We start from the raw sequence: 26,780 nt of genomic DNA on the forward strand, positions 1-26,780 counted from the left end.
GCGAGACCCGACGTGTCGGGGATCGCGGGCATGATGGTTTTCACCCCTGTTCGCGCCCGTCCTCTGGAGCACCGATGACACAGCTGCGTCTGTTCACGTCCGAATCCGTCACCGAGGGGCACCCCGACAAGATCTGCGATCAGATCTCCGACAGCGTGCTGGATGCCCTCCTGACGGTCGATCCCGGAAGCCGTGTCGCCGTCGAGACGCTCGTGACCACGGGTCTCGTGCACGTCGCGGGCGAGGTCCGCACCGACGGCTACGTCGACATTCCGGGAATCGTCCGGGGCGTCGTCAACCGGATCGGATACACCTCGAGCGAGACCGGCTTCGACGGCGACTCGTGCGGGGTGACGGTGTCCATCGGAGAACAGTCGGGCGACATCGCGGCCGGTGTCGACAATGCCCTCGAGCACCGCGAGGAGGGATCGGTCGATCCGACCGACGCGCTCGGGGCGGGCGACCAGGGGATCATGTTCGGATACGCGACCAACGAGACCCCTCAGCTCATGCCGATGGCGATCTGGACGGCGCACCGTCTGGCCGAGAGCCTCACCGACGCGCGGCGTTCCGGTGCGCTGCCCTTCCTCCGCCCCGATGGGAAGACGCAGGTCACCCTCGGCTACGACGGCAACGTTCCACGGACGGTCGAGACGGTCGTCGTCTCCACGCAGCACCAGCCCGACATCTCGCTGACGGCGCTCCGCGCGGCCGTGCGCGCGGAGGTCATCGACCCCGTCCTCGCGCGCACGGGCCTCGACATCGACGACGTCGAGTACGTCATCAATCCCGCGGGACCCTTCGTCATCGGAGGGCCCAAGGGCGACGCCGGGCTCACCGGGCGGAAGATCATCATCGACACCTACGGCGGTGCGGCCCGGCACGGCGGGGGAGCCTTCAGCGGCAAGGACCCCTCAAAGGTCGACCGCTCCGCCGCGTACGCGATGCGCTGGGTAGCCAAGAACGCCGTCGCGGCAGGCCTCGCCGACCGGCTCGAAGTCCAGGTCGCCTACGCGATCGGTCGGGCCGCGCCGGTGGGGCTCTACGTCGAGACCTTCGGGACGGGCCACGTCTCCGACGAGGCGATCTCGTCGGCGATCCGCGAAGTGTTCGATCTGCGACCGCAGGCGATCATCGATCGCCTCGACCTGTTGCGCCCGATCTATGCGCAGACGGCTGCCTACGGACACTTCGGTCGTGAGCTTCCCGATTTCACGTGGGAGCGCACCGACCGTGTCGAGGAGCTGCGCGCGGCCGCCGGCCTCTGACCCCGTGGTCACCGTCGCGCGCGTCCTCGTCGACTCGCCGCTGCCGCAGCTGGACCGGCTGTTCGACTACGCGGTTCCCGACTCGCTGCGCGCGGAGATCGCCCCCGGCGTCCGGATCAAGGTCCCGCTGCGCACCGCCGGCCGCATGATCGAGGCGTGGGTGATCGAGGTCACCGACATCGAACAGCCCGAGCGACGACTGTCGGAGATCGACAGCGTGGTCTCGACCGTCATCGCCCTGCCGCACGAGCTCTACCGCCTGGCCCGCCGCGCCGCCGATCGCGCCGCTGGATCGGCGATCGACATCCTGCGGCTCGTCGTCCCCAAACGGATGGTGCGCGCGGAGAAGGCCTGGCAGGCAGCCCCCGTCCCCGAGGCGCCGACCGTCGCGCCTGCGGCCCTCGCCTGGGCCGAAGCGGAGCTGTCCGGCTTCCCGGGCCTGACCGACGCCCTCGGCGACGGCGAGCGCATCGCGGTCGACGCGCCGCCCCGCCCGAGCCCCGCGGGGCCGTGGGGGGCATGGGCCGACCTGCTGGCCGCGCAGAGCCTCGTCGTCCTGTCGCGGGGGCGGAGCGTCGTCCTGACGCTTCCCGATCATCGCGATCGCGCCCAGGTGATCGCCTCGCTGCAGCGGTGGCTCCCCGAGGACGCGGTGGTGCGCGACGACGCCGACCGCTCGGGACCGGAACGCTACGCCTCCTACCTGCGCCTGCGCCATCCGGTGCCGGTGATCGTCGTGGGCAACCGTTCCACCGTCTACGCCCCCGCGCACGACACCGGGCTCGTGGTGGTGTGGGACGACGGCGATCCGCTGCTGTCGGAGCCCTTGAGCCCCGGAGTGCACGCGCGAGACGCGGCACTCATCCGACAGGAGCTGGAGGGATCGGCGCTCGCCTTCGTCGGACACACCCGCACGACCGACGTGGAGCGTCTCGTGCAGCGAGGGTGGGTGCGGGAGATCCCCGCGGCACGGCGCGAGAGTCCCCGCGTCGTCCTCTCGGGAACGCACGAGGGCGCGTCGCCCGGTCAACGGGTACCTTCGGCGGCCTTCGCCGCCGCGCGCGAGGCGCTCACGCAAGGCCCCGTGCTCGTCCAGGTCTCCCGTCCCGGGTATGCACCGGTGCTCGTGTGCGCCGACTGCCGGGCTCCCGCGCGCTGCACGCACTGCGGGGGACCACTGCGCGCGACGAGGCCGGGGCGGGCCCCCGACTGCACCTGGTGCGGGCGCACCTATCCGCGGTGGACCTGTCCTCACTGCACGTCGACGCGTCTGCGGATGGCATCCTCCGGCAGCGAGCGCACGGCCGACGAGCTGGGCCGTGCCTTTCCGCTCACCCGAGTGATCGTCTCCGACGGCTCCCACCCGGTCACCGAGGTCGACGAGCGGCCCGCCCTCGTGATCGCCACGCGCGGTGCCGAGCCCATCGCCCGCGGCGGGTACCGCGCCGTCCTCCTGCTCGATGCGGACAAGATGCTGTTGGCCGAGCAGCTGCGGATCGGGGAGTCATGCCTGCGGTGGTGGTCCAATGCTGCGGCACTGGCCGCTCCCGGCGCCCCCGTGCACCTCGTGGGAGTCGCGGGCCCGGTGGCACGGGCGCTGGCCACCTGGACGCAGCCGGCGTACGCGCGCGCCGAGCTGGCCGAACGCGCACCGCTGCACATGCCACCCACCGTGCGGGTCGCCACGATCGAGGGAACGGCAGGCTCCGTGCACACCGCGATCACGCGCGTGCGGGACCGGCTGCCGAGCCTTCCCGCCGACGCCGTGCTCGGTCCGGTGCCGCAGGAGGACGGAGCAGTGCGCGCCCTCCTCCGATTCGATTACGCCGTGGGAAGGGCCGTCGCCGAGTCGCTGCGGGCATCCGTCGTGGAGGAGGCTCTCGCCAGTCGCAGCCGTGCCGCCCGAGCGGCGCGTAGCGGGGGGGAGCGATCGGCGCGGACTACACTCAGGGTGCGGCTCGACGTCCCCGAGCTCGATCTGTGACCGGTCCGAGACGCCCGAAGGTACCCATGCGCATCGTCTTCGCCGGAACGCCGCAGCCGGCTGTTCCCTCCTTGCTCGCCCTCGCCTCCTCCGTACACGAGCTGGTCGGCGTGGTGACTCGTCGCGACGCGGCGCTCGGACGAAAGCGCGTGCTGACGCCATCGCCGGTGGCGGCGGCGGCGGAGAAGCTGAGTGTCCCCGTCATCAAAGCCGACCGCCTCGACGACGAAGCGACCTCCGCCATCGAGGAGCTGGATGCCGACCTGGGCGTCATCGTCGCCTACGGGGGCCTGGTCCGCGACCCCCTCCTGTCCATGCCCCGTCATGGCTGGATCAACCTGCACTTCTCCCTCTTGCCACGCTGGCGGGGCGCGGCGCCGGTCCAGCACGCCCTGATCGCAGGGGATCGTACGACCGGTGCATCCGTGTTCCGGCTCGTGCCGGAGCTCGACGCGGGCGATGTCTACGACGAGGTCGTCTACGACATCCCGCGCGGCCAGACGGCAGGGGAGGTCCTCGACGCCCTCGCCGACCGCGGCGCAGCCCTCCTCCGCGACGTCGTCGACGGCATCGCGGCGGGGACGGCGGTCGCCCGGCCCCAGCGGGGAGAGCCGAGCTTCGCCCCGAAGCTCTCCCTGGTCGACGGAACCCTCGATGTCACCGCCGGAGCAGACGCGCTGGTCGACCGATTCCGCGGCACGACGCCTGAGCCGGGTGCACACCTCACTGTGGAGGGCCAGCGGCTGAAGGTGCTGGGCGCGCACCGAGGTCCAGACCTCCCGCCGGCGGAACGGGTGCCGGGACGGATCATCGCCCGCGGCCGCGACATCCTCCTCGCCACAGCCGACGGCACTGTCGTGCTGACCCGCGTGCAACCGGCCGGCAAGTCCGCGATGGCGGCGACGGACTGGTGGCGCGGTCTGCGCCGGGACCACCTCGACGTCGACCACGGGGGCGTGTCGTGACGTCTGCGCGGTGGGTCGCCTTCGACACCTTGCGAGCCGTCCACGACTCGGACGCCTACGCCAACCTCCTGCTCCCCACCGAGATCGCCCGCGCGGGGCTCTCCGGCGCCGACGCCGGCCTCGCGACCGAGCTGACGTACGGAACCCTCCGCCGGGAGGGGACCTACGATGCCGTCGTCGCCGATGCCGCCGGCCGCCCCGCGGGCGAGATCGACCCCGTGATTCTCGACGCCCTGCGCCTCGGCGTGCACCAGCTGCTGTCGATGCGCATCCCGGCGCACGCGGCCGTGAACGAGACCGTGCGCCAGGTGCGTGCGGCCGCCGGCCCCGGTCCCGCCCGCTTCGCCAACGCGGTCCTGCGGAGGGTGTCGGAGCGCTCACCCGACGAGTGGATCACGCGTATCGAGGCCGGAGCCCGCTCCGACGATGAGCGTCTCGCACTCCGCTACGCGCACCCGGTCTGGGTCATCCGCGCCTTCCGGCGAGCACTGGCGGCCGAGGGGCGTTCCGACGAGCTCCTCGCCCTGCTCGCCGCCGACAACGCCGCTCCCGCGGTGACGATGGTGGCGCTCCCGGGTCTTGTCGACGTGCCCGAAGGAGCCGAGCGTACGACGTACTCGCCGATCGGCTTCCGCCACGGCGGGGGAGACCCCACACGCCTCGTCGCAGGATCGGGCGGACGGATCCGCGTGCAGGACGAAGGCTCGCAACTCGCGGCTCTCGCACTGGCCCGGGCATTCCCCGTCGCCGACGGCGAACGCTGGCTGGACCTGTGCGCGGGCCCCGGCGGCAAGACCGCCGTCCTCGCCGCCGAGGCGCTCGCGACGGGCGCGCGGCTGGAGGCGAACGAAGTGTCTGCGGCGCGCGCCGGCCTCGTCCGAGACTCGGTGTCCGGTGTCCCCGTGGACGTTCCGGTTTCCGAAGAGGACGGTCGAACCCGCGCCGCACACGGCCGGTATCACCGCATCCTCGTGGACGCCCCGTGCACGGGGCTGGGGGCGCTGCGGCGCCGTCCCGAGGCGCGTTGGCGCAAGACGCCGTCAGACGTCCCGGAACTCGCAGCCCTGCAGACCGAGCTCCTCAGCGCCGCGGTGGCAGCGCTCGCCCCCGGTGGTGTGGTCGCCTACGTCACGTGCTCACCGCATCTCGCCGAGACGGCCGCGATCGTCGCGGAGGTCCGCCGCGCGAGCGACGTCGAGCTCGAGGAGCTGAATGCCCGAGAGGTCGTGGCCTCCCTGTCGGCGTCGCCCATCGACCTGGCGCCTCCTGCCGACGGTTCCGGCCGGGCCCAGTTGTGGCCCCACCGCCACGGCACAGACGCGATGTCGATCAGCCTCCTGCGTCGCCGGTGACGCGCCGAGGAGCGGGCGCCGTCCGAACCGCGCAGCGCGGAGGCTCGATAGGGTGGTCGGCGTGACCGGCGACGACCTCCGAATCAATCCCAGCATCCTCGCCGCCGATTTCGTCAACATGCAGGCGGAGCTCGGCCGTATCGCGAACGCGGATTTCGTGCACGTCGACGTCATGGACAACCACTTCGTCCCGAACCTCACCTTCGGTCCGCAGATGGTGGAGCGCATCCAAGCGACGAGCCCCGTGCCGCTCGACGTGCACCTGATGATCACCGACCCCGACAGGTGGGCACCGGGTTATGCGGAGATCGGCGCCGCGTCGGTCACCTTCCACCTCGAGGCAGCGACCGATCCGGTGGCACTGGCGCGTCGCCTGCGGCAGATCGGTGCTCGTGCCGGAGTCGCCGTGAAGCCGGACACTCCCGTCGAAGGACTCTTCGACGTGCTGGACGAGTTCGACCAGATCCTCGTGATGACGGTGGAGCCCGGCTTCGGCGGACAGTCGTTCCGGGCCGACCAGATGCCCAAGCTCGCTCGACTGAGCCAGGAAGCCCGGCGGCGGGGATCCCGCGTGTGGCTGCAGGTCGACGGCGGAATCGGCGAGGCCACGATCGCTGAGGCCGCAGACAGCGGCGCCGACACCTTCGTCGCCGGTTCCGCCGTCTTCGGTGCTGACGACCCCTCCCGCGCGATCGAGTCGCTGCGCAGCGTGGCCGGCTCCCATCGGCACTGATCCCGCTGGGCTACACCGTCCCGTGCGGCGCCGGACCTGACGCGCGGGACGGTAGCCTGGAAGGGTGAAGACCTTCGACGCCCTGTTCGCCGAGCTCACCGAGACGGCCAGGACGCGTCCCGACGGCTCCGGGACGGTTGCGCAGCTCGACCGCGGTGTCCACGCGATCGGCAAGAAGATCGTCGAGGAAGCAGCCGAGGTCTGGATGGCCGCCGAATACCAGTCCGACGCCGAGACGGCGGAGGAGATCTCCCAGCTGCTGTACCACCTGCAGGTGCTGATGCTCGCGAAGGGTCTGTCCCTGCAAGACGTCTACCGATATCTCTGAGAGCGGCCGGCGCCTCCGCGCCCCGCACTCCCGATTCCTCCTCCGACTCCGACATCGAAAGCCCGCACCATGCTGCGAATCGCCGTGCCGAACAAGGGATCGCTCGCCGAGACCGCGACCGAGATGCTCGCCGAGGCCGGATACACCGGCCGTCGCGACCCCAAAGACCTCCACGTCATCGATCCCGTGAACGAGGTCGAGTTCTTCTACCTCCGGCCGAAGGACATCGCCACCTACGTGGGATCCGGCGCCCTGCACGTCGGCATCACGGGGCGCGACCTGCTCCTCGACGCCCGCATGCCGGGTGCCCGCGAGATCGAGAAGCTCGGCTTCGGCGCCTCCACCTTCCGCTTCGCCGGCCCTCCCGGCCGGTTCCAGGAGCTCACCGACCTCGACGGCGTCCGTGTCGCGACCGCCTATCCCGGCCTCGTCGACGCCTACCTCGACGAGCACGGCGTCGCGGTCGACCTGGTGCCGCTCGACGGCGCCGTGGAGTCGGCCGTGGAGTTGGGCGTGGCCGACGCGGTCGCCGATGTCGTGTCGACCGGGACGACCCTCAAGCAGGCGGGGCTCGAGATCTTCGGGCCGGTGCTGCTGGAGTCCGAGGCCGTGCTCATCGGTGCCCCGGAGGAGGCGGAGGGGACGGAGATCCTGCTGCGGCGCCTCCGGGGCGTCATGGTCGCCCGGCAGTATGTCCTCATCGACTACGACCTCCCCGCCGACCTCGTCGATGCGGCCGTGGCCCTGGCCCCCGGGATCGAGTCGCCGACGATCTCGCCGCTGCGCGATCCCGAGTGGGTGGCGGTGCGGGTCATGAGCCCGCGACGGACGGTGAACCAGGTGATGGACGCGCTCTACGCGATCGGTGCCCGCGCGATCCTGGTGACCCCGATCCACAACGCGAGGCTCTGAGACGATGCGAGCTTGCGAGGACGTGAGGTCATGAGTCTGGCCTGCCGGGTGATCCCCTGCCTGGACGTCAAGGACGGACGGGTCGTCAAGGGCGTCAACTTCGAGAATCTGCGGGAGATGGGCGACCCCGTCGAGCTCGCCCAGCGCTACTACGCGCAGGGCGCTGACGAGCTCACCTTCCTGGACGTGACGGCGACGGTAGACGACCGCTCGACCACCTACGACGTGGTGCGCCGGACGGCCGAAGAGGTCTTCATCCCGCTCACGGTCGGTGGCGGCGTGCGCTCGGCCGACGACGTGGCACGGCTGCTCGGTGTGGGTGCCGACAAGGTGGGGGTCAACTCCGCCGCCATCGCCCGACCCGCCCTGATCGACGAGATCGCCGACCGATTCGGGGCCCAGGTGCTCGTGCTGTCGCTCGACGTCAAGCGGGCCCCCGGCACCGCCTCGGGCTTCGTCGTGACGACCCACGGCGGCCGGACCCTCACCACGCTCGATGCGATCGCGTGGGCCCGCGAGGCGATCGAGCGCGGCGCGGGGGAGCTCCTGGTCAACTCGATCGATGCCGACGGGACCAAGGACGGATTCGACCTGGAACTGGTCCGCCTCATGCGCGAGGCCTCGTCGGTGCCGGTGATCGCCTCGGGGGGAGCGGGCGCGGCCGAGCACTTCGCTCCCGCGATCGAGTCCGGCGCCGACGCCGTCCTCGCCGCGTCGGTGTTCCACTCGGGCGCACTCACGATCGGTGACGTCAAGGAGGCGCTGTCCGTGCGAGGCATCGAGGTGAGGTCATGACCGAAGACATCCCCGACCTGCTCGCGCGGGTCTCGTTCGGTCCCGACGGGCTGGTGCCGGCGATCATCCAGCAGCACGACTCCGGTGAGGTGCTCATGCTCGGGTGGATGGACGCCGAAGCCCTCCGGCGCACCTTGAGCACGGGTCGAGTGACGTTCTGGTCGCGTTCCCGGCAGGAGTACTGGCGCAAGGGCGACACGTCCGGACACGCTCAGTATGTCCAGGGTGCCCGCCTGGACTGCGACGGCGACGCCCTCCTCATCGCGGTCGACCAGGTGGGGGCTGCCTGTCACACGGGCGATCGCACCTGCTTCGACGCCGACGACCTCCACCCGGTGACCATGCCGAGGCCGGCATGAATCGACGGGCGCGCTCACTCGCGGTCGTCACGATCCTCGCCGGCGGAGCGCTGGCGCTGATCGCATCGACGCAGACGTGGCTCGACGTGGTCCTGCGCGACGCCGGCGTCACCCCCCTCCCCGTCGCCGGGGCGGTGGCCGTGCCTCTCCTCGCCCCGCTGAGCCTTGCCGCCCTCGCCCTCGGGCTCGCCCTGACGATCGTCGGCCCCGTCCTCCGCTACGTGTTCGCCGTGATCGGTGCGGCGATCGGTGGCGCGCTCGTCGTCTCGGCGCTGCGCGTCGCGATCACCGCACCCCTCGACGCCGTCGCTTCGACCGTCACCGAGTCGACCGGCCTCAGCGGGGCCGGCACGATCACCGGTCTCGTCCACAGCGTGACGGCGACGCCCTGGCCCGCGCTCACCGCCGTGGCCGCCCTCGCCGTCCTCGCCGGGAGCATGTTCACACTCCTCACCGCCCGACGCTGGCCCGGGGCGGGACGCCGCTACCGGACGGAGGAGGCGCGTCGCCCCGACGTCTCCGGCAGCCGTCCGCACGACGCGATCGACTCCTGGGACGACCTCTCCCGCGGCGACGACCCCACCGCCTGAGGGCCGGCGAGGCGGCAGGCTCCCGCTAGACTGGCCCTATCCCGCCCGCCTGCGAAGGAGAACCATGAGCAACGCCACCGACGAACCCGGCCACGGACACTCCCCGGCTGCGTGGACGGCCGTGGTGATCATGCTCGTCGCGATCTCGCTGGGCACGCTGTTCTTCTTCCTCGAGATGCCCGCCCTGGTCTGGGCCTCGGTGGTTCTGCTGGTCGTCGGCGCTCTCTCGGGCTGGGTCTTGGCGAAGGCCGGCTACGGCGTCAACGGCCCCAAGTACCTGCCGAAGCAGCACTGAGGTGCTCGCCGACCTGACGGCCGGCGCAGTCGCGGACGCCGAGGAGCGCCGGGTCGCGCGCCCTCTGGCGGCCGTGGAACGCGACGCCCAGGAACGCCCCGCCGCGATCGACGCCCTCGCCGCTCTCGCACCGGCCGCCGGGGTGAAGATCATCGCCGAGGTGAAGCGCGCCAGTCCGTCCCGTGGTGACCTGGCCCGTATCCCCGATCCTGCGCTGCAGGCAGCACGGTATGAGGAAGGCGGTGCGTCCGCGATCTCCGTGTTGACCGAGGGACAACGATTCAAGGGCTCCCTCGCCGACCTCGAAGCGGTCAAGGCCCGCGTGGGGGTGCCGGTGCTGCGCAAGGACTTCATCGCGACCGAGTATCAGGTGCTCGAGGCGCGCGCAGCCGGAGCCGACCTCGTGCTCCTCATCGTCGCGGCTCTCGACCAGCCCGTCCTCCAGCGACTGCACGATCTCGTGCTCGCTCTCGGAATGACACCACTCGTGGAGACGCACTCGCGCGACGAAGTGCATCGCGCGGCGGATCTGGGCGCCCGGCTGATCGGCGTCAACGCCCGCGATCTCTCGACGTTCGAGCTCGACCGCGACCTGTTCGCAAAGCTGCACGACGATCTCCCCGCCGATGCGGTCAAGATCGCGGAATCGGCCGTCCTCCGGCCCGAGGACGTCACCCACTACCGTTCGTCCGGCGCCGATGTCGTGCTGATCGGCGAAGCCCTCGTCACCAACGATCCGGTGACGACCCTGCACGCATTCCTGGAGGCCGGCAGATGAGCCTGCGCGACGCCCACGGTCCGTTCTTCGGTGACTTCGGCGGGCGTTTCATGCCCGAGTCACTCATCGCGGCCATCGACGAGCTCACGGCGGAGTACGAGGCCGCGAAGGCGGATCCCGCCTTCGACGCCGAGTTCCGGAGCCTCCTGCACTCCTACGCGGGTCGCCCGTCGCCCCTCACCGAGGTGCCCCGCTTCGCGGAGCACGCCGGGGGAGCGCGTATCTTCCTCAAGCGCGAGGACCTCAACCACACCGGATCCCACAAGATCAACAACGTCATCGGCCAGGCGCTGCTGACCCGCCGACTCGGGAAGACGCGCGTGATCGCCGAGACCGGTGCCGGACAGCACGGGGTCGCGACGGCCACAGCGGCGGCCTTGTTCGGGTTCGACTGCACGATCTACATGGGCGAGGTCGACACCGAGCGGCAGGCGCTCAACGTCGCCCGCATGCGCCTTCTCGGCGCCGAGGTCGTGCCCGTCACGACCGGCTCCCGCACCCTGAAGGACGCGATCAACGACGCGTACCGCGACTGGGTGGCCACCGTCGAGACCACGAACTACATCTTCGGCACAGCGGCGGGCCCCCACCCTTTCCCCGCCATGGTGCGCGACTTCCAGAAGGTCATCAGCGAAGAGGCCCGCCAGCAGCTCCTCGACGAGACGGGGCGACTGCCCGATGCCGTGGTGGCGTGCGTGGGCGGCGGATCCAACGCGATCGGCATGTTCGACGCCTTCCTCGACGATGAGGGCGTGAAGCTCTACGGCGTCGAGGCCGCCGGCGACGGCGTGGACACCGAGCGTCACGCCGCCTCGATCGAGCGCGGACGCCCCGGCGTCCTCCACGGGGCCAAGACGTTCGTCCTGCAGGACGAGGACGGCCAGACGATCGAGTCTCACTCGATCTCCGCGGGGCTCGATTACCCCGGAGTCGGACCCGAGCACGCGTGGCTCGCCGACATCGGACGCGCCGAGTACATCCCGGCCACCGACGCCGAGGCGATGGATGCTCTCCGGCTCCTGTCCCGCACCGAGGGCATCATCCCCGCCATCGAATCGGCGCACGCTCTCGCGGGCGCCTTGCGGCTCGGGCGCGAGCTCGGCCCCGACGCCCTCATCGCCGTGAGCCTGTCGGGCCGCGGTGACAAGGACATGGACACAGCCGCGCGGTGGTTCGATCTGTACGACGACGGAGCGCAGCAATGACCTCTCGCGTCGCGGCAGCCATCGACGCCGCCCAGGCACAGGGGAGGGGAGCGCTCGTCGGCTACTTGCCGCTCGGATTTCCCGACCTGAAGACGAGCATCGACGCGGCGGTCGCCCTCGCCGAGAACGGTGCCGACGTGCTGGAGCTCGGTCCGCCCTACTCCGACCCGGTGATGGACGGCACCGTCATCCAGGAGGCGACGCAGACGGCGCTCGCCCGCGGGTTCAAGCTCCGCGACACCTTCACCGCGGTGCGGGAGATCACGGCACGTGTGGACGTGCCGGTGCTGGTGATGACCTACTGGAACCCGGTGATGCAGTACGGCGTCGACCGCTACGCTGACGATCTCCTCGCCGCGGGCGGAGCGGGACTCATCACGCCCGACATCACCCCGGATGCGGCAGCGGAGTGGATCCGGGCGTCGGAGCGCACGGGCCTGGATCGCGTGTTCCTGGCCGCGCCGACCTCCACTGACGAACGCCTCGACCTCATCGCGGCCCAGTCGACCGGGTTCGTCTACACCGTCTCGACCATGGGGATCACGGGGGAGCGGGCCCAGCTCGACGCCGCGGCGCGCACGCTCGTGAGCCGCCTCCGCGACCGCGGCGTGACCCACGCCTGCGTCGGCATCGGCATCTCCACCGCCGAGCAGGTCAGTGGAGTGCTCGAGTATGCGGACGGCGCGATCGTGGGAACAGCTCTCGTGCGCGCTCTGCGCGACGGGGGAGTCGAGGGACTCGCCGCCGAAGCACAACGCCTGTCGCGCGGCACGCGGCGGTAGTCAGCCGAAGTAGACTGCCCTTCGTGCTTTCACCCTCTGTCCTGGCCGGCGTCCCGCTGAGCATTCCCAGCCCCGGGATCAGCTCCTTCGCGATCGGTCCCCTCACGATCCACTTCTACGCCCTTTGCATCCTGGCGGGGATCGTGGTGGCCACTCTCATGACCAACCGCCGGCTCACGCGGCGCGGTGCGGAACCATGGGTCGTCATCGACATCGCGCTCCTGGCGGTGCCCCTCGCGATCATCGCCGCACGCATCTTCCACGTGGTGACTCACCCCGGCTTCTACTTCGGCGAGGGCAAGGACCTTTGGGCGGTCTTCCGCATCTGGGAGGGCGGAATCGCGATCTACGGCGCGCTCATCGGCGGCGCGATCGGCGCCTGGCTCGGGTGCCGCTGGACGGGCATTCGCTTCTGGAGCTTCGCCGACGCGTTGGCCCCCGGCCTCCTTCTCGCCCAGGCTCTGGGCCGCTTCGGCAACTGGTTCAACCAGGAGCTCTACGGCTTGCCGACCGACCTCCCGTGGGGTCTGCAGATCGACTACCCGAACTCGGCATGGCCCGCGGGTCTCCCGGAGGACACGCTCTTCCACCCCACCTTCCTGTACGAGGTCACGTGGAACGTGATCGGCGTCGTCGTCCTGCTGTGGGCCGGCAAGAGGTTCCGTCTGCAGTGGGGCCGTCTGTTCGCCCTGTACCTCATCTGGTACTCCGCGGGCCGCATCGTGTGGGAGTCGATCCGCATCGACCCGAGCGAGGTGTACTTCGGATTGCGGACCAACGTGTGGGCGGCCATCGCCGGCGTGGTCATCGGTGCCGTGATCTTCTTCGTGCAGAAGAGGCGTCACCTCGGCTTCGAGCCCTCGCCCTACGTCCCGGGACGCGAATGGACCGGCGGCGGGGCTGTACAATCGCAGAACACCGACGACTTCGTGGACATCAGCGCACCCCCGCAGTCCGAGTCCGTCGAAGACGCCGCCACAAGCACTGTCAGCGCGAAGTAGCGATCGCGCATCCAACGTGAAGTAGTCCGCAGGGCCGACGTCGTCCCAGTTGAGCATCAAGTGAGGACGGTATACATGCCTTCGAGCACCCGTATGCCCTCGAGTCCCGGCGACAACGGCGCCCGTGCGCTGGCCGGTTTCCCCGCCAAGCAGGGCATGTACAACCCCGCGTTCGAGAAGGACGCCTGTGGCCTGGCGATGGTCGCCACGCTCCGGGGCGAGGCGGGACACGACATCGTCCAGCTCGCTCTCACCGCGCTGCGCAACCTCGAGCACCGCGGCGCCATCGGTTCCGACGCCGGAACCGGCGACGGCGCCGGAATCCTGACGCAGATGCCCGACGCCTTCCTGCGCGCGGTCGTCGACTTCGAGCTGCCCCCGGTGGGGGAGTACGCCGCAGGTATGGCCTTCCTGCCGCGCGATGAAGACGCTCGGACCGAGATGAAGGCAGGCGTGGAACGCATCGCCGCGACCGAGGGGCTGACGGTCCTCGGGTGGCGCACGGTCCCGGTCGAAGACCAGCACCTCGGGAAGCTCGCCTTCGACGCGCGACCCGCCTTCGAGCAGGTGTTCGTCTCGCGCCCTGCGGTCGGCGACGCTCCCGCCCTGTCGGGCATCGAGCTCGACCGCCGCGTGTACCGGCTGCGCAAGCGAGCACGGCGCGAGCACGACGTCTACTTCGTCTCCCTGTCCAGCCGCACGATCGGCTACAAGGGGATGGTCACCACGCTCCAGCTCGAGCCGTTCTATCCCGACCTCCAGGACGAACGGTTCGCGACCGAGCTCGCGGTCGTGCACTCGCGCTATTCCACCAACACGTTCCCGTCCTGGCCCCTGGCACAGCCGCTGCGCATGCTCGCCCACAACGGTGAGATCAACACGGTCGGCGCGAACCGGAACTGGATGCGCGCTCGTCAGTCCCAGCTCGAGTCCGAGCTCATCGGTGACATCCGTCCGCTCCTGCCGATCTGCACGGAGGGCGCCAGCGACTCGGCCTCGTTCGACGAGGTGCTCGAGCTGCTCACGCTCACCGGTCGGAGCCTTCCCCACGCGATCATGATGATGGTGCCGGAGGCGTACGAGAAGCAGGGCGACATCGACCCGAAGCTCCGCGCGTTCTACGAGTACCACTCGATGCAGATGGAGCCGTGGGACGGCCCCGCCGCTCTCATCTTCACCGACGGCACCCTCGTGGGTGCGACGCTGGACCGCAACGGACTGCGCCCCGGGCGATGGACCGAGACCACCGATGGCCTCGTCGTCATCGGGAGCGAGACCGGCGTGCTCGACTTCGCCCCCGAGCGGATCAAGCGTCGTGGCCGCCTGCGCCCCGGGCGCATGTTCGTCGTGGACACCGCGCAGCAGCGCATCATCGAGGACCACGAGGTCAAGCAGCAGCTCGCCGAGCTCCACCCGTGGCAGGAGTGGCTCGACGCGGGGCGGGTGCGCCTGAAGGAACTGCCCGAGCGCGAGCACATCGTCCATCCGATCGCCTCGATCACGCGCCGCCAGCGCACCTTCGGATACACGGAGGAGGAGGTCCGGATCCTCCTCACCCCGATGGGACAGACGGGTGCCGAACCCCTGGGTGCCATGGGATCGGACACCCCGATCGCGGTGCTGAGCGAGCGTCCGCGCCTGCTGTTCGACTACTTCACGCAGCAGTTCGCGCAGGTCACCAATCCGCCGCTGGACTCGATCCGCGAAGAGGTCGTGACCTCTCTGGCCCTGGGCCTCGGACCCGAGCGCAACCTGTTGGAGTGGGGTCCCGATCACACGCGGACCATCACGCTCGACTTCCCGGTGATCGACAACGACGAGCTCGCCAAGCTGCAGAACATCGACAAGGCGCTCCCGGGTCGCCGTTCGGTGACCATTCGCGGCCTGTATCACTTCGATCAGGGTCCGGGAGCGATGGAGGCCCGTCTCGACGCGATGTGCGCGGAGGTGGACGAGGCGATCGCCGAGGGCGCCGAGTTCATCATCCTCAGCGACCGCGACTCGAACAAGGACCTCGTTCCGATCCCGTCGCTGCTGATGCTCTCCGCCGTGCACCACCACCTGATCCGCCGCGAGAACCGCATGAAGGTCGGCCTCGTGGTCGAGGCAGGCGACGTGCGCGAAGTCCACCACGTCGCGACGCTCATCGGCTACGGCGCGTCGGCGGTGAACCCGTACCTCGCGATGGAGACCGTCGAGTACCTCGTGCGCGCCGGTTTCATCACCGGCGTCACCCCCGAGAAGGCGGTCAAGAACCTGATCTACGCCCTCGGCAAGGGCGTTCTGAAGATCATGTCCAAGATGGGGATCTCCACGGTCTCCTCCTACGCCGGATCGCAGGTGTTCGAAGCGGTCGGCCTCTCCCAGGAGTTCATCGACCGCTACTTCACCGGCACCGAGACCAAGCTCGGCGGTATCGGGATCGCCGAGATCGCCGCCGAGAACGAGGCCCGTCACGACTTCGCCTACCCCGAGGACGGGGCGGCCCGCGCTCATGAGCGACTGTGGACGGGTGGGGAGTATCAGTGGCGACGCGACGGCGCCCCCCATCTCTTCAACCCCGACACCGTGTTCCGACTGCAGCACGCCACCCGCACGCGTCGGTACGACATCTTCCGCGAGTACACCAAGCTCGTCGACGACCAGGCAGCCGAGCTGAAGACGTTGCGCGGCCTGTTCCGTCTCAAGACCGGTCAGCGCCCGCCCGTGCCGATCGACGAGGTGGAGCCCGTCTCGGCCATCGTGAAGCGCTTCTCGACGGGTGCCATGAGCTACGGCTCGATCTCGAAGGAAGCCCACGAGACTCTCGCGATCGCGATGAACCGCCTCGGCGCCAAGTCGAACACGGGCGAGGGCGGCGAGGACGTCGAGCGTCTCCTCGACCCCGAGCGTCGTAGCGCCATCAAGCAGGTCGCGTCGGGCCGGTTCGGCGTGACGAGCATGTACCTCACGCACGCCGACGACATCCAGATCAAGCTCGCCCAGGGCGCGAAGCCCGGCGAAGGCGGCCAGTTGCCGCCGGCGAAGGTGTACCCCTGGATCGCGCGGACCCGTGGCGGCACTCCCGGTGTGGGGCTCATCTCCCCGCCGCCGCACCACGACATCTACTCGATCGAAGACCTCAAGCAGCTCATCTTCGACCTCAAGCGGGCCAACCCCGCGGCGCGGGTGCACGTCAAGCTCGTGAGCCAGTCAGGGATCGGCGCCGTGGCGGCCGGCACCGCCAAGGCCCTCGCCGATGTGATCCTCGTGTCCGGCCACGACGGCGGAACGGGAGCGAGCCCGTTGAACTCGCTCAAGCACGCGGGGACGCCGTGGGAGCTGGGGCTCGCCGAGACGCAGCAGACGCTCATGCTCAACGACATGCGCGATCGCGTGGTCGTTCAGGCGGACGGTCAGCTCAAGACCGGCCGTGACGTCATCGTGGCGGCGCTGCTGGGCGCCGAGGAGTTCGGGTTCGCCACGACCGCGCTCGTCGTCGAAGGCTGCATCATGATGCGCGTCTGCCACCTCGACACCTGCCCGGTGGGTGTCGCGACGCAGAACCCCGTGCTGCGAAGCCGGTTCTCCGGCAAGCCGGAGTTCGTCGTGAACTTCATGGAGTTCATCGCGCAGGAGGTGCGGGAGTACCTCGCCGAGCTCGGATTCCGGAGCCTCGACGAGGCGATCGGTCACAACGAACTGCTCGACATGAACGGTGCCGTCGAGCACTGGAAGGCGAACGGTCTCGACCTCGCTCCGATCCTGCATGGCCCCGCCTTCGCCGAGACGGCGCCACGGCGAGCGATGCGCACTCAAGACCACGAGCTCGACGAGCACTTCGATGTGCAGCTGATCCAGCGCGCACAGGACGTCATCGCCCATGGTGGTCACGTGACGATCGACCTCCCCATCCGCAACACGGAGCGTGCGGTCGGAACGATGCTCGGCAACCGGGTCACCCTCGCCCACGGAGCGAACGGGCTTCCGACCGGGTCGATCGAGGTGAACCTCACCGGCTCGGCGGGGCAGTCGTTCGGCGCCTTCCTCCCGGCCGGCATCACGCTCCGCCTGGAGGGCGACTCCAACGACTACGTCGGAAAGGGTCTTTCCGGCGGTCGAGTGGTCGTGCGTCCGCCGCGGGCTGCGACCTTCGACGCATCCCAGAACGTCATCGCAGGCAACGTCATCGGCTACGGCGCCACCCAGGGATCCCTGTTCCTTCGCGGCGTCGTCGGCGAGCGTTTCCTGGTGCGAAACTCCGGCGCGACGGCGGTCGTCGAGGGCGTCGGCGACCACGCACTGGAGTACATGACCGGCGGTCTCGCCGTGATCCTCGGGACGACGGGGCGCAACCTCGGCGCGGGCATGTCGGGTGGCTCCGCCTACGTGTACAAGCTCGACAAGAGTCTCGTGAACCGGGAAGCGCTCGCTTCCGGAGAGCTCGAGCTGCTCTCGCTCGGCGCGGGCGACGCGGAGATGCTCCGCGATCTGCTCGAGCAGCACGTCGAGGAGACCGGGTCGACTCTGGCCGCGGCACTCCTCGACGACTTCGAGGACGAGCTGACCCACTTCGTCCGAGTCCTGCCGCGCGATTACGCTGCGGTCCTGCAGACCCGCCAGGAGGCGGCCGCCGAGGGGCTCGACCCCGACGGCGACGTCGTCTGGACCCGCATCCTGGAGGTGACCGGTGGCTGATCCCAAAGGCTTCCTGAAGACCACCGAACGCGAGCTGCCCGCGCGCCGCCCGGTTCCCGTCCGTATCATGGACTGGAAAGAGGTGTACGAACCGGGTGACTCCGCCGTGCTCCGGCGCCAGGCCGGACGCTGCATGGACTGCGGCATCCCGTTCTGTCACAAGGGGTGCCCGCTGGGCAACCTCATCCCGGAGTGGAACGACCTGATGTGGCGGGGGGAGGGGCGCGCCGCGATCGAGCGGCTCCACGCGACCAACAACTTCCCCGAGTTCACCGGTCGGCTGTGTCCCGCACCGTGCGAGAGCTCCTGCGTGCTGGGCATCAATCAGCCCGCGGTCACGATCAAGCAGATCGAGGTCTCGACGATCGACGACGCGTTCGCGAACGGCTGGGTGGAGCCGGAGCCGCCGGGACGCCTGACCGGCAAGACCGTTGCCGTCGTGGGGTCGGGACCTGCCGGGCTCGCCGCTGCGCAGCAGCTCACGCGGGCCGGTCACACCGTCGCCGTCTACGAGCGCGACGACCGCATCGGTGGGCTCCTGCGATACGGCATTCCGGACTTCAAGATGGAGAAGCGCCATCTGGAGTCGCGACTGCGGCAGATGCAGGACGAAGGCACGCGCTTCCGCGCGGGTGTCGAGATCGGCAAGGACATCTCGTGGGACGAGCTCCGTGCCCGGTATGACGCGGTCGTCGTCGCCACCGGCTCGACGGTGCCGCGCGACCTGTCGATCCCCGGGCGCGACCTCGACGGCGTCCACTTCGCCATGGAGTACCTGATCGAGTCGAACAAGGCGGTCGCGGGGGACCAGGTACCCCACCAGATCCACGCCGAAGGCAAGCACGTGATCGTGATCGGCGGCGGTGACACCGGCGCCGACTGCATCGGCACCGCCCACCGTCAGGGGGCTCTCAGCGTCACGAACCTCGCGATCGGCAAGCAGCCGCCCGCGGAGCGTCCCGACCACCAGCCCTGGCCGATGACGCCGACGATCTTCGAGGTCCAGTCGGCTCACGAAGAAGGGGGAGAGCGCACCTACCTCGCCTCGACCGTCGAGTTCCTCGGGAACGCCGCGGGAGAGGTGCGCGCTCTGCGCATCGCCGAGACCGAGTACACGCAGGACGGACGTCGCGTGCCCAAGAGCGGCACCGAGCGGGAGATCCCCGCCGACCTCGTCCTCATCGCGATGGGTTTCACCGGCCCGGAGCGCAGCGCGCTGGAGGACCAGCTCGGTACCGTTTTCTCGGGCCGCGGCAACGTCGAGCGCGGCGACGACTACCAGTCGACCACCCCGGGCGTCTTCGTCGCGGGCGACGCCGGCCGCGGTCAATCGCTCATCGTCTGGGCGATCGCCGAGGGCCGCGCGGCGGCCGCCTCCGTGGACGAGTACCTGATGGGGCGGACGAACCTGCCGTCGCCGGTGCGTCCTCACGACATCGCGATCGGCCTCCAGCCCGCGTAGGCTGGAACCACCCCCGAAAATCGAACACAGACCGGAGAGTCAGTCAGTGAGACGCGCGAAAATCGTCGCAACCCTGGGACCCGCCACCGAGTCGTACGAGATGATCCGAGCGATCATCGACGCCGGTGTCGACGTGACCCGAATGAACCTGAGCCACGGATCGTACGCGGAGCACGAAGTGCGTTTCGCGAACGTCCGGAAGGCCGCCGAGGACTCGGGTCGAGCCGTCGCCATCCTCGTGGACCTCCAGGGTCCCAAGATCCGCCTCGGCAAGTTCACCGATGGTCCGCACGAGCTCGCCGTCGGCGACATCTTCAAGATCACCGCCGAGGATGTCCCCGGGACCAAGGAACTGGTCTCCACGACCTTCAAGGGCCTCCCCGGAGACGTCAAGCCGGGTGACTTCCTGCTGATCGACGACGGCAAGGTGCGGGTCCAGGTCGAGAGCGTCGACGGCCCCGTCGTCACCACCAAGGTGATCGTCGCCGGCCCCGTCTCCAACAACAAGGGCATCAACCTGCCGGGCGTCGCCGTGAGCGTTCCCGCCTTGTCCGAGAAGGACGAGGCGGACCTCCGCTGGGGGCTGAAGGCCGGAGCCGACATCATCGCCCTGTCGTTCGTGCGCAACGCCGCCGACGTCACGCGCGTCCACGAGATCATGGCCGAAGAGGGACGCAAGGTTCCCGTCATCGCCAAGATCGAGAAGCCCCAGGCCGTCGACAATCTCGAGGAGATCATCGACGCGTTCGACGGCATCATGGTCGCCCGTGGTGACCTGGGTGTCGAGCTTCCCCTGGAAGCGGTGCCGATCGTCCAGAAGCGGGCGGTGGAGCTCTGCCGCCGCATGGCCAAGCCGGTCATCGTCGCCACGCAGATGCTCGAGTCGATGATCGAGAACCCGGTGCCCACGCGCGCCGAGACGAGCGACGTCGCCAACGCCGTGCTCGACGGTGCCGACGCTGTGATGCTGTCGGGCGAGACGAGCGTCGGGAAGTACCCGATCGTCGTCGTGGAGACGATGGCCCGCATCGTGGCCTCGACCGAGGAACACGGGCTCGAGCGCATCCGCCCCTTCTCCGCCAAGCCTCGCACGCAGGGCGGCATCATCACCCTCGCCGCCAACGAGGTGGCCGAGTTCGTCGAGGCCAAGTTCATCTGCATCTTCACCGAGTCGGGGGACACCGCGCGTCGTATGTCGCGACTGCGCCCGGGCATCCCGATGATGGCCTTCGCCGTCGATCCCGCGATCCGGCGCCGCATGGCCCTCACGTGGGGGGTGCAGTCGACTCTCGTCGAGCACGTCGCCCACACCGACCTCATGTTCCTGCAGGTGGACGAGTTCTTCCTCGGCAACAAGCTCGCCTCGGAAGGCGACAAGGTCGTCGTGATCTCCGGATCGCCTCCCGGAATCATCGGCTCGACCAACGACATCCGCGTGCACAAGATCGGCGATGCCGTGCACGGCAACGCGCCGATCTACCAGGCGGAGAAGTAACGGGTCACACCGGAACGACGGAGGGCGGGAACCATGCGGTTCCCGCCCTCCGTCGTTGTCGTGCCGGTGGTGGGAGTCGAACCCACACGCCCTTTCGGGCAACCGAGTTTGAGTCGGTCGCGTCTGCCATTCCGCCACACCGGCGCACGTCTCACGACGATACCGCAGTCCGGGGTGTGCTCCTGGCCGCCGGAGCGGCGACGTGGCTCTAGGATGGACGAGTGACAGAGCAGGAACAGACCACCGCCGCCTCGTCCTCCGCTCCGCGACGCGTCGTCGTCGCCGAGGACGAGTCGCTGATCCGCCTCGACATCGTCGAGATCCTCCGCGACAACGGCTTCGATGTCGTCGGGGAGGCTGGGGACGGCGAGACCGCCGTGCAGTTGGCGACCGAGCTTCGCCCCGACCTGGTGATCATGGACGTCAAGATGCCCGTGCTCGACGGCATCAGCGCCGCCGAGAAGCTGAGCAAGGCCCACATCGCCCCCGTCGTCCTGCTGACCGCCTTCAGCCAGAAGGAGCTCGTCGAGCGCGCGAGCGAGGCCGGCGCGCTGGCCTACGTCGTCAAGCCGTTCACTCCCAACGACCTGCTCCCCGCGATCGAGATCGCCCTGGCACGTCACGAGCAGATCATCACGCTGGAGGCCGAGGTCGCCGACATGGTCGAGCGCTTCGAGACCCGCAAGCTCGTCGACCGCGCGAAGGGTCTTCTCAACGAGAAGATGGGCCTGAGCGAGCCGGAGGCCTTCCGCTGGATCCAGAAGGCGTCGATGGATCGTCGCCTCACGATGCAAGACGTCGCCAAGGCGATCATCGAGCAGCTCTCGCCGAAGAAGGGCTGACGACCCCTCCCCAGATGCGGCGAGGCCGCGTCAGGCGGGGAGCTCCCGGATCATGTTGGTGATCCGGATCGTGGAACACCGGCGTCCTTGGTCGTCGGTCACGACGATCTCATGAACGGTAATGCTGCGCCCCAAGTGCACGGGTGTGCAGACTCCCGTGACGACGCCGCTGGTCGCGGAACGCGTGTGCGTGGCGTTGATGTCCACACCCACGGCGAGGCGTCCGGGACCGGCGTGGAGATTCGCGGCCATCGAGCCGAGCGACTCGCCCAGCACGACGTAGGCACCGCCGTGCATGAGGCCCACCGGCTGCGTGTTGCCCTCCACGGGGAGGGTCGCCACGCACCGCTCGGTGGAGAACTCGAGGAACTCCATCCCCATCTTCTCGGCGAGGGCCCCCATCCCTCGCTGCGTGGCCCAGTCGAGCCCGGAGAGGTCGGTGGAAGTGGAATCGGACGTCATCGCTCACCTTCGAAGTGGACCGTTCGTGGTGTCCGCGCCCCCGTCTAGGCTTGCAGGGTGACGGACTCCGCAAAGCCTACCCTTCTCGTCGTCGACGGCCATTCGCTGGCCTATCGGGCGTTCTTCGCTCTGCCGGTCGACAACTTCTCCACCAAGGACGGCCAGCACACCAACGGCATCTACGGCTTCCTGTCCATGTTCGTGAACCTCTTGAAGGCCGAGAAGCCGACGCATCTGGCCGTGGCGTTCGACACGTCTCGTCATTCGTTCCGCACCGACGAGTATGCGGAGTACAAGGCGAACCGCTCCGAGTCGCCCGCGGAGTTCAAGGGCCAGATTCCGCTGCTCCAGGAATGCCTCGCGGCGATGAACGTGACGGTGCTGACCAAAGAGGGGGTCGAGGCCGACGACATCCTGGCGACTCTTGCCACCCAAGGTGCCGCGGAGGGCTTCGATGTGCTGGTGTGCTCGGGCGACCGCGACACGATCCAGCTCGTCACCGACGACGTCACGCTGCTATACCCCAGTGTGCAAGGCGTCTCGCAGCTCAAGCGCTACACGCCCGAGGCCGTCGTCGAGAAGTACGGTCTGCCGGCGGCCAACTATCCCGACATCGCCGCGCTCGTCGGAGAGACCAGCGACAATCTTCCCGGCGTCCCCAAGGTGGGGGAGAAGACGGCGGTCAAGTGGCTCACGCAGTTCGGCTCCCTCGACGATCTCCTCGCCCGCGCCGACGAGATCAAGGGCGTCGTCGGAGGGAACCTGCGCGAGCATCTCGACGACGTCCGGCGTAACCGCCGCCTCAACACCCTCCTGCGCGACGTCGAGCTCGGTGTCACCCCCGACGACCTCATCGTGAAGCCGCTGGACGCGCAGGCCGTGCGCGACATCTTCGCTCGTCTCGAGTTCCGCACCCTCCTGCCCCGGGTCTTCGAAGCGGCAGGGGAGGCGGGCACTCCGACGCACGACACGCCCTCGGTCAGCGCTCCGACGCCGAGCCAACCCGACGCCTTGGGCGTGGCAGCGTGGATCGCGGCGCACACCACCGATGCGGTCGACGAGACCGGTGTGCAGGGCATCGGAGTCACGCTGACGACCGTCGGCGGCCTTCCCGATCGGATCGGTCTGGCGACGCTCGATGAGGCCATCGAGGCGTCGTGGTCGGACGAGCTCGCCGAAGCGATCACCCCCTGGCTCGAGAGCGCCGCGCCGAAGATCCTCTCCGACGCGAAGCCACAGGTCAAAGCCTTGCGGCGGGCCGGTGTACGGATGGGCGGGCTCGTGTTCGACCCGATCCTGGCAGGCTGGCTGCTGCGCCCCAGTTTCCCCGACAAGTCCCTGTCCGACCTCGTGGAGCGCTACCTCGACGAGAAGCTCCCCGAGGCCGATCCGACCCAGCTGATCCCCGAGACCGAGGGCGCGACGCCTGGCCAGCTGTCCTGGTACGCGCTCCGCGTCGTCGCGGCGCTGCGCCCCGAGCTCCCCGAATCGGTGCACACGGTGCTGACCGATATCGAGCTCCCCACTCTCGACGCGTTGTCCGACATGGAACTGGCCGGCGTCGCGGTCTCGCATGAGCTCTTGTCCGCGTTCTCGTCCGACCTCGCCGTGCGAGCCGACGACGTCGCGCAACGGGCGTTCGCCGAAATCGAGCGCGAGGTCAACCTCGGCTCGCCCAAGCAGCTGCAAGAGGTCCTGTTCGACCAGCTCCAGCTCCCCAAGACCCGCAAGACGAAGACCGGGTACTCCACCGATGCCGCGGTGCTCGCCGACCTGCAGGAATCGCATCCGCATCCCTTCCTGGATCTCCTTCTTCAGCACCGCGAAGCCACGAAGATGCGGCAGATCATCGAGTCGCTGGATGCCGCGATCGGTGCCGACGGCCGGGTCCACACGACCTACCTCCAGACAGGCAGTCAGACCGGGCGGCTCTCGAGCACCGACCCGAACCTCCAGAACATTCCGATCCGCACCGAGGAGTCGCGCCGTATCCGCGCGGCCTTCGAGGTGGGCACCGCCTACGAGACACTGCTGACGGCCGACTACTCGCAGATCGAGATGCGCATCATGGCGCATCTGTCCGGCGATCCCGGGCTCATCGAGGCGTTCAACTCCGGTGAGGATCTGCACCGCTTCGTGGGCGCCCGCGTCTTCGGGGTCGATCCCGCGGACGTCACTCCCGCCATGCGGACGAAGGTCAAGGCGATGTCCTATGGGCTGGTCTACGGGCTCAGCGCTTTCGGACTCTCCAAGCAGCTGCGCATCGAGCAGGCGGAGGCCAAGCAGCTGATGACCGAGTACTTCGCGCGGTTCGGAGCAGTGCGCGACTACCTCCGCTCGTCGGTGGCCCAAGCGCGGATCGATGGATACACCGAGACGATCTTCGGCCGCCGTCGCCCGTTCCCCGACCTGGGGAGCCCGAACCGCGTGCTGCGGGAGAACGCCGAGCGCGCGGCGCTGAATGCCCCGATCCAGGGGAGTGCCGCCGACATCATGAAGATCGCGCTGTTCCGGATTCATCAGGAGCTCCGCCAGGCGGAGATGGAGTCGCGCGTGCTCCTGCAGATCCACGACGAGCTCGTGATCGAGGTCGCCGCAGGAGAGGGCGACGAGGTCGAGCGGATCGTCCGCGAACGCATGGGCGATGCGGCGGAGCTCACCGTGCCGCTCGACGTGCAGATCGGCCGCGGCGCCAACTGGGATGCCGCCGGCCACTGACTCTGTCGACGGCCTGAGGAGGGGGCCGTGCGCTCCCGGTGAGAAGGGGCGCGGGACTAGGCTCGAAGGATGACTGACGCACAGCGCACTCCCACCCAGATCGACGCGATCGCAGACGCCTGGGTCGACACCGCGGCCGAACTGTCACCGGGCCTGGCGACCTACATCGGGCGGTTCGAGTACAACGATCGACTCGACGATTTCTCTCCCGAGGGTCATGAGCGGGCCTACGAGGCGGCACGAGCGACCCTGGCTGCGCTGCAGGCGGCGGAGCCGGCCGACGAGGTCGATGTCGTCACGAAGGCGGACCTCGCCGGCGACCTCCAACTCGACATCGATCTGCACGAGGCCCGCAGTCATCTCCGCGACCTCAACGTCATCGCCTCCCCGGCACAGGACATCCGCAGCACCTTCGACCTGATGCCGACGGCCACGGTCGAGGACTGGTCGGTCATCTCGGCGCGGCTGAAGGCGGTCCCGGCGGCGATCGACGGGTACATCGAGACCCTCCGCTCCGGTATCGCCGAAGGCGTGGTTCCCGCACGTCGCCAGGTCACCGAGGTGATCACCCAGATCGCGCGTTACACCGCCGACAACGGCTTCTTCGCCACGTTCGCCGGTGAGGCCGCACCCGAGGAAGGGAACCTCCCCGCCTCCTTGGCCCGCGACCTCACCGACAACGCCAACGCCGCTCGCGTCTCGTACGACGGCCTCGCCGCGTTCTTCTCCAGCGAGCTGGCACCAGCCGCGAACGACAAGGACGCGGTGGGACGCGACTTGTACGCGCTCCACTCCCGCCGCTTCCTCGGCGCCGTGATCGACCTCGACGAGACGTACGAATGGGGCATCGAGGAGCTCGCCCGCATGGTCGCCGAACAGGAGTCGATCGCACGGGAGATCAAGGCCGGAGCATCGGTGGAGGAGGCCGTCGCGTTCCTCGAGGCGGACGAGAACCGAAAGCTCCACGGCACCGACGCGCTGCAGCGCTGGATGCAGGAGACGAGCGACCGCGCCGTCGCCGAGCTCGGCAAGACCCACTTCGACATCCCGGAGCCGATTCGGCGCCTGGAGTGCATGATCGCGCCGACGAACGAGGGCGGGATCTACTACACCGGCCCCACTGACGACTTCTCCCGGCCCGGACGCATGTGGTGGTCGGTGCCGGAGGGAGTGAACTCGTTCGACACCTGGCGCGAGCTGACCACCGTCTACCACGAGGGCGTTCCGGGTCACCACCTCCAGATCGCGCAGGCCGTGTACAACCGCGCCGAGCTCAACTCGTGGCGGCGCCTCCTCGCGGGATCCAGCGGCCACGCCGAGGGGTGGGCCCTGTATGCCGAACGACTGATGGAGCAGCTCGGTTACCTCGACGACCCGGCGGACCGGCTCGGCATGCTCGACGGCCAGCGGATGCGCGCCGCCCGCGTGGTGCTCGACATCGGCGTGCACCTCGAGAAGCCGCGCCTCGACGGCACGGGCACCTGGGACGCCGACTACGCGCTCGACTTCATGCGTCGCAACGTCAACATGTCCGACGAGTTCATTCAGTTCGAGGTCAACCGCTATCTCGGCTGGCCGGGCCAGGCACCGTCGTACAAGGTCGGTCAGCGGATCTGGGAGCAGATCCGTGATGACGTGGCCGAGCGCGAGGGCGCGGGCTTCGACATCAAGCGCTTCCACATGCGCGCGCTGCGCCTGGGAGGCGTGGGTCTCGACACGCTGCGGATGGCCCTCCTCGGCGCCTGACCTCTACACCGAAAGGGGAGGGGCGCCCGGA

Annotated in this window: 22 protein-coding genes and 1 tRNA gene; 21 read left to right on the forward strand and 2 right to left on the reverse strand. The window is 69.3% G+C overall.

The genetic code is table 11. From position 1 onward, the window contains the following. Positions 1–74: 74 nt before the first annotated feature. The 18 genes from metK (at position 75) to pyk (ending at position 20,981) form a co-directional block, all read left to right on the forward strand. Positions 75–1,268 (forward strand): methionine adenosyltransferase, encoded by a 1,194-nt coding sequence (gene metK / locus QM591_RS14310; protein WP_415133219.1) that lies wholly within the window; start codon positions 75–77, stop codon positions 1,266–1,268. A gap of 4 nt (positions 1,269–1,272) precedes the next feature. Beyond that, the gene (locus QM591_RS14315) at positions 1,273–3,252 is read left to right on the forward strand and encodes a primosomal protein N' (RefSeq protein WP_415133221.1); all 1,980 of its coding nucleotides are present in this window, start codon (positions 1,273–1,275) and stop codon (positions 3,250–3,252) included. A 26-nt stretch (positions 3,253–3,278) separates the two neighbouring features. Beyond that, positions 3,279–4,217: a methionyl-tRNA formyltransferase gene (fmt, locus tag QM591_RS14320; protein ID WP_415133223.1), complete on the forward strand. Its 939-nt coding sequence runs from the start codon at positions 3,279–3,281 to the stop codon at positions 4,215–4,217. Then, positions 4,214–5,569: an RsmB/NOP family class I SAM-dependent RNA methyltransferase gene (locus QM591_RS14325; protein ID WP_415133225.1), complete on the forward strand. Its 1,356-nt coding sequence runs from the start codon at positions 4,214–4,216 to the stop codon at positions 5,567–5,569. The genes fmt and QM591_RS14325 overlap by 4 nt, the downstream gene beginning before the upstream one ends. 61 nt (positions 5,570–5,630) lie before the next feature. Further along, positions 5,631–6,302 (forward strand): ribulose-phosphate 3-epimerase, encoded by a 672-nt coding sequence (gene rpe / locus QM591_RS14330; protein ID WP_415133227.1) that lies wholly within the window; start codon positions 5,631–5,633, stop codon positions 6,300–6,302. A 64-nt stretch (positions 6,303–6,366) separates the two neighbouring features. Next, on the forward strand, positions 6,367–6,630 hold the full coding sequence (locus QM591_RS14335; protein WP_415133229.1) for a phosphoribosyl-ATP diphosphatase: 264 nt from the start codon (positions 6,367–6,369) through the stop codon (positions 6,628–6,630). Between the two features lie 69 nt (positions 6,631–6,699). Continuing rightward, positions 6,700–7,542 (forward strand): ATP phosphoribosyltransferase, encoded by an 843-nt coding sequence (gene hisG / locus QM591_RS14340; RefSeq protein WP_415133231.1) that lies wholly within the window; start codon positions 6,700–6,702, stop codon positions 7,540–7,542. Positions 7,543–7,572: 30 nt separating this feature from the next. Further along, positions 7,573–8,337, forward strand: coding sequence for an imidazole glycerol phosphate synthase subunit HisF (gene hisF, locus QM591_RS14345; protein WP_415133233.1), 765 nt, complete (start codon positions 7,573–7,575; stop codon positions 8,335–8,337). Beyond that, positions 8,334–8,696: a phosphoribosyl-AMP cyclohydrolase gene (gene hisI, locus QM591_RS14350; protein WP_415133235.1), complete on the forward strand. Its 363-nt coding sequence runs from the start codon at positions 8,334–8,336 to the stop codon at positions 8,694–8,696. Before hisF ends, hisI begins: the two co-directional genes overlap by 4 nt. Further along, entirely contained in the window at positions 8,693–9,286 is a 594-nt protein-coding gene (locus QM591_RS14355; RefSeq protein WP_415133237.1) for a Trp biosynthesis-associated membrane protein, read from the forward strand. The genes hisI and QM591_RS14355 overlap by 4 nt, the downstream gene beginning before the upstream one ends. 64 nt (positions 9,287–9,350) lie before the next feature. After that, complete coding sequence (locus QM591_RS14360) at positions 9,351–9,581, forward strand: DUF6704 family protein (RefSeq protein WP_067159889.1); 231 nt, start codon at positions 9,351–9,353, stop codon at positions 9,579–9,581. A gap of 1 nt (position 9,582) precedes the next feature. Next, positions 9,583–10,359 (forward strand): indole-3-glycerol phosphate synthase TrpC, encoded by a 777-nt coding sequence (trpC, locus tag QM591_RS14365; RefSeq protein ID WP_415133240.1) that lies wholly within the window; start codon positions 9,583–9,585, stop codon positions 10,357–10,359. Then, positions 10,356–11,564, forward strand: coding sequence for a tryptophan synthase subunit beta (gene trpB, locus QM591_RS14370; RefSeq protein WP_415133242.1), 1,209 nt, complete (start codon positions 10,356–10,358; stop codon positions 11,562–11,564). Before trpC ends, trpB begins: the two co-directional genes overlap by 4 nt. Further along, entirely contained in the window at positions 11,561–12,346 is a 786-nt protein-coding gene (gene trpA, locus QM591_RS14375) for a tryptophan synthase subunit alpha (RefSeq protein WP_415133244.1), read from the forward strand. Before trpB ends, trpA begins: the two co-directional genes overlap by 4 nt. Before the next feature lie 14 nt (positions 12,347–12,360). After that, on the forward strand, positions 12,361–13,347 hold the full coding sequence (lgt, locus tag QM591_RS14380; RefSeq protein ID WP_415133337.1) for a prolipoprotein diacylglyceryl transferase: 987 nt from the start codon (positions 12,361–12,363) through the stop codon (positions 13,345–13,347). A gap of 93 nt (positions 13,348–13,440) precedes the next feature. Continuing rightward, positions 13,441–18,024, forward strand: coding sequence for a glutamate synthase large subunit (gltB, locus tag QM591_RS14385; protein ID WP_415133339.1), 4,584 nt, complete (start codon positions 13,441–13,443; stop codon positions 18,022–18,024). Further along, a complete protein-coding gene (locus QM591_RS14390) occupies positions 18,017–19,486 on the forward strand; it encodes a glutamate synthase subunit beta (RefSeq protein WP_415133246.1) in 1,470 nt (489 codons plus the stop codon). Before gltB ends, QM591_RS14390 begins: the two co-directional genes overlap by 8 nt. A 46-nt stretch (positions 19,487–19,532) precedes the next feature. After that, positions 19,533–20,981, forward strand: a complete 1,449-nt coding sequence (gene pyk / locus QM591_RS14395; protein ID WP_067159869.1) for a pyruvate kinase — start codon at positions 19,533–19,535, stop codon at positions 20,979–20,981. Positions 20,982–21,042: 61 nt separating this feature from the next. Here pyk and QM591_RS14400 read toward each other — a convergent pair. Beyond that, a tRNA-Leu gene (locus QM591_RS14400) sits at positions 21,043–21,125 on the reverse strand. A 77-nt stretch (positions 21,126–21,202) separates the two neighbouring features. Between QM591_RS14400 and QM591_RS14405 the strand changes: the two genes are divergently transcribed. Continuing rightward, entirely contained in the window at positions 21,203–21,823 is a 621-nt protein-coding gene (locus tag QM591_RS14405) for an ANTAR domain-containing response regulator (RefSeq protein WP_067159865.1), read from the forward strand. Between the two features lie 30 nt (positions 21,824–21,853). Here the strand turns inward: QM591_RS14405 and QM591_RS14410 are convergent, their stop codons facing one another. Continuing rightward, a complete protein-coding gene (locus QM591_RS14410; protein ID WP_415133249.1) occupies positions 21,854–22,285 on the reverse strand; it encodes a PaaI family thioesterase in 432 nt (143 codons plus the stop codon). Between the two features lie 57 nt (positions 22,286–22,342). Here QM591_RS14410 and polA point away from each other — a divergent pair, with 57 nt between their 5' ends. Together polA and QM591_RS14420 are read left to right on the forward strand one after the other, a co-directional pair. After that, entirely contained in the window at positions 22,343–25,003 is a 2,661-nt protein-coding gene (polA, locus tag QM591_RS14415; RefSeq protein WP_415133262.1) for a DNA polymerase I, read from the forward strand. Between the two features lie 69 nt (positions 25,004–25,072). Continuing rightward, complete coding sequence (locus tag QM591_RS14420) at positions 25,073–26,749, forward strand: DUF885 domain-containing protein (RefSeq protein ID WP_415133264.1); 1,677 nt, start codon at positions 25,073–25,075, stop codon at positions 26,747–26,749. The last annotated feature ends 31 nt before the right edge of the window (positions 26,750–26,780 follow it).

The organism is Microbacterium sp. (assembly GCF_047607225.1).
Taxonomy (GTDB): Bacteria; Actinomycetota; Actinomycetes; order Actinomycetales; family Microbacteriaceae; genus Microbacterium.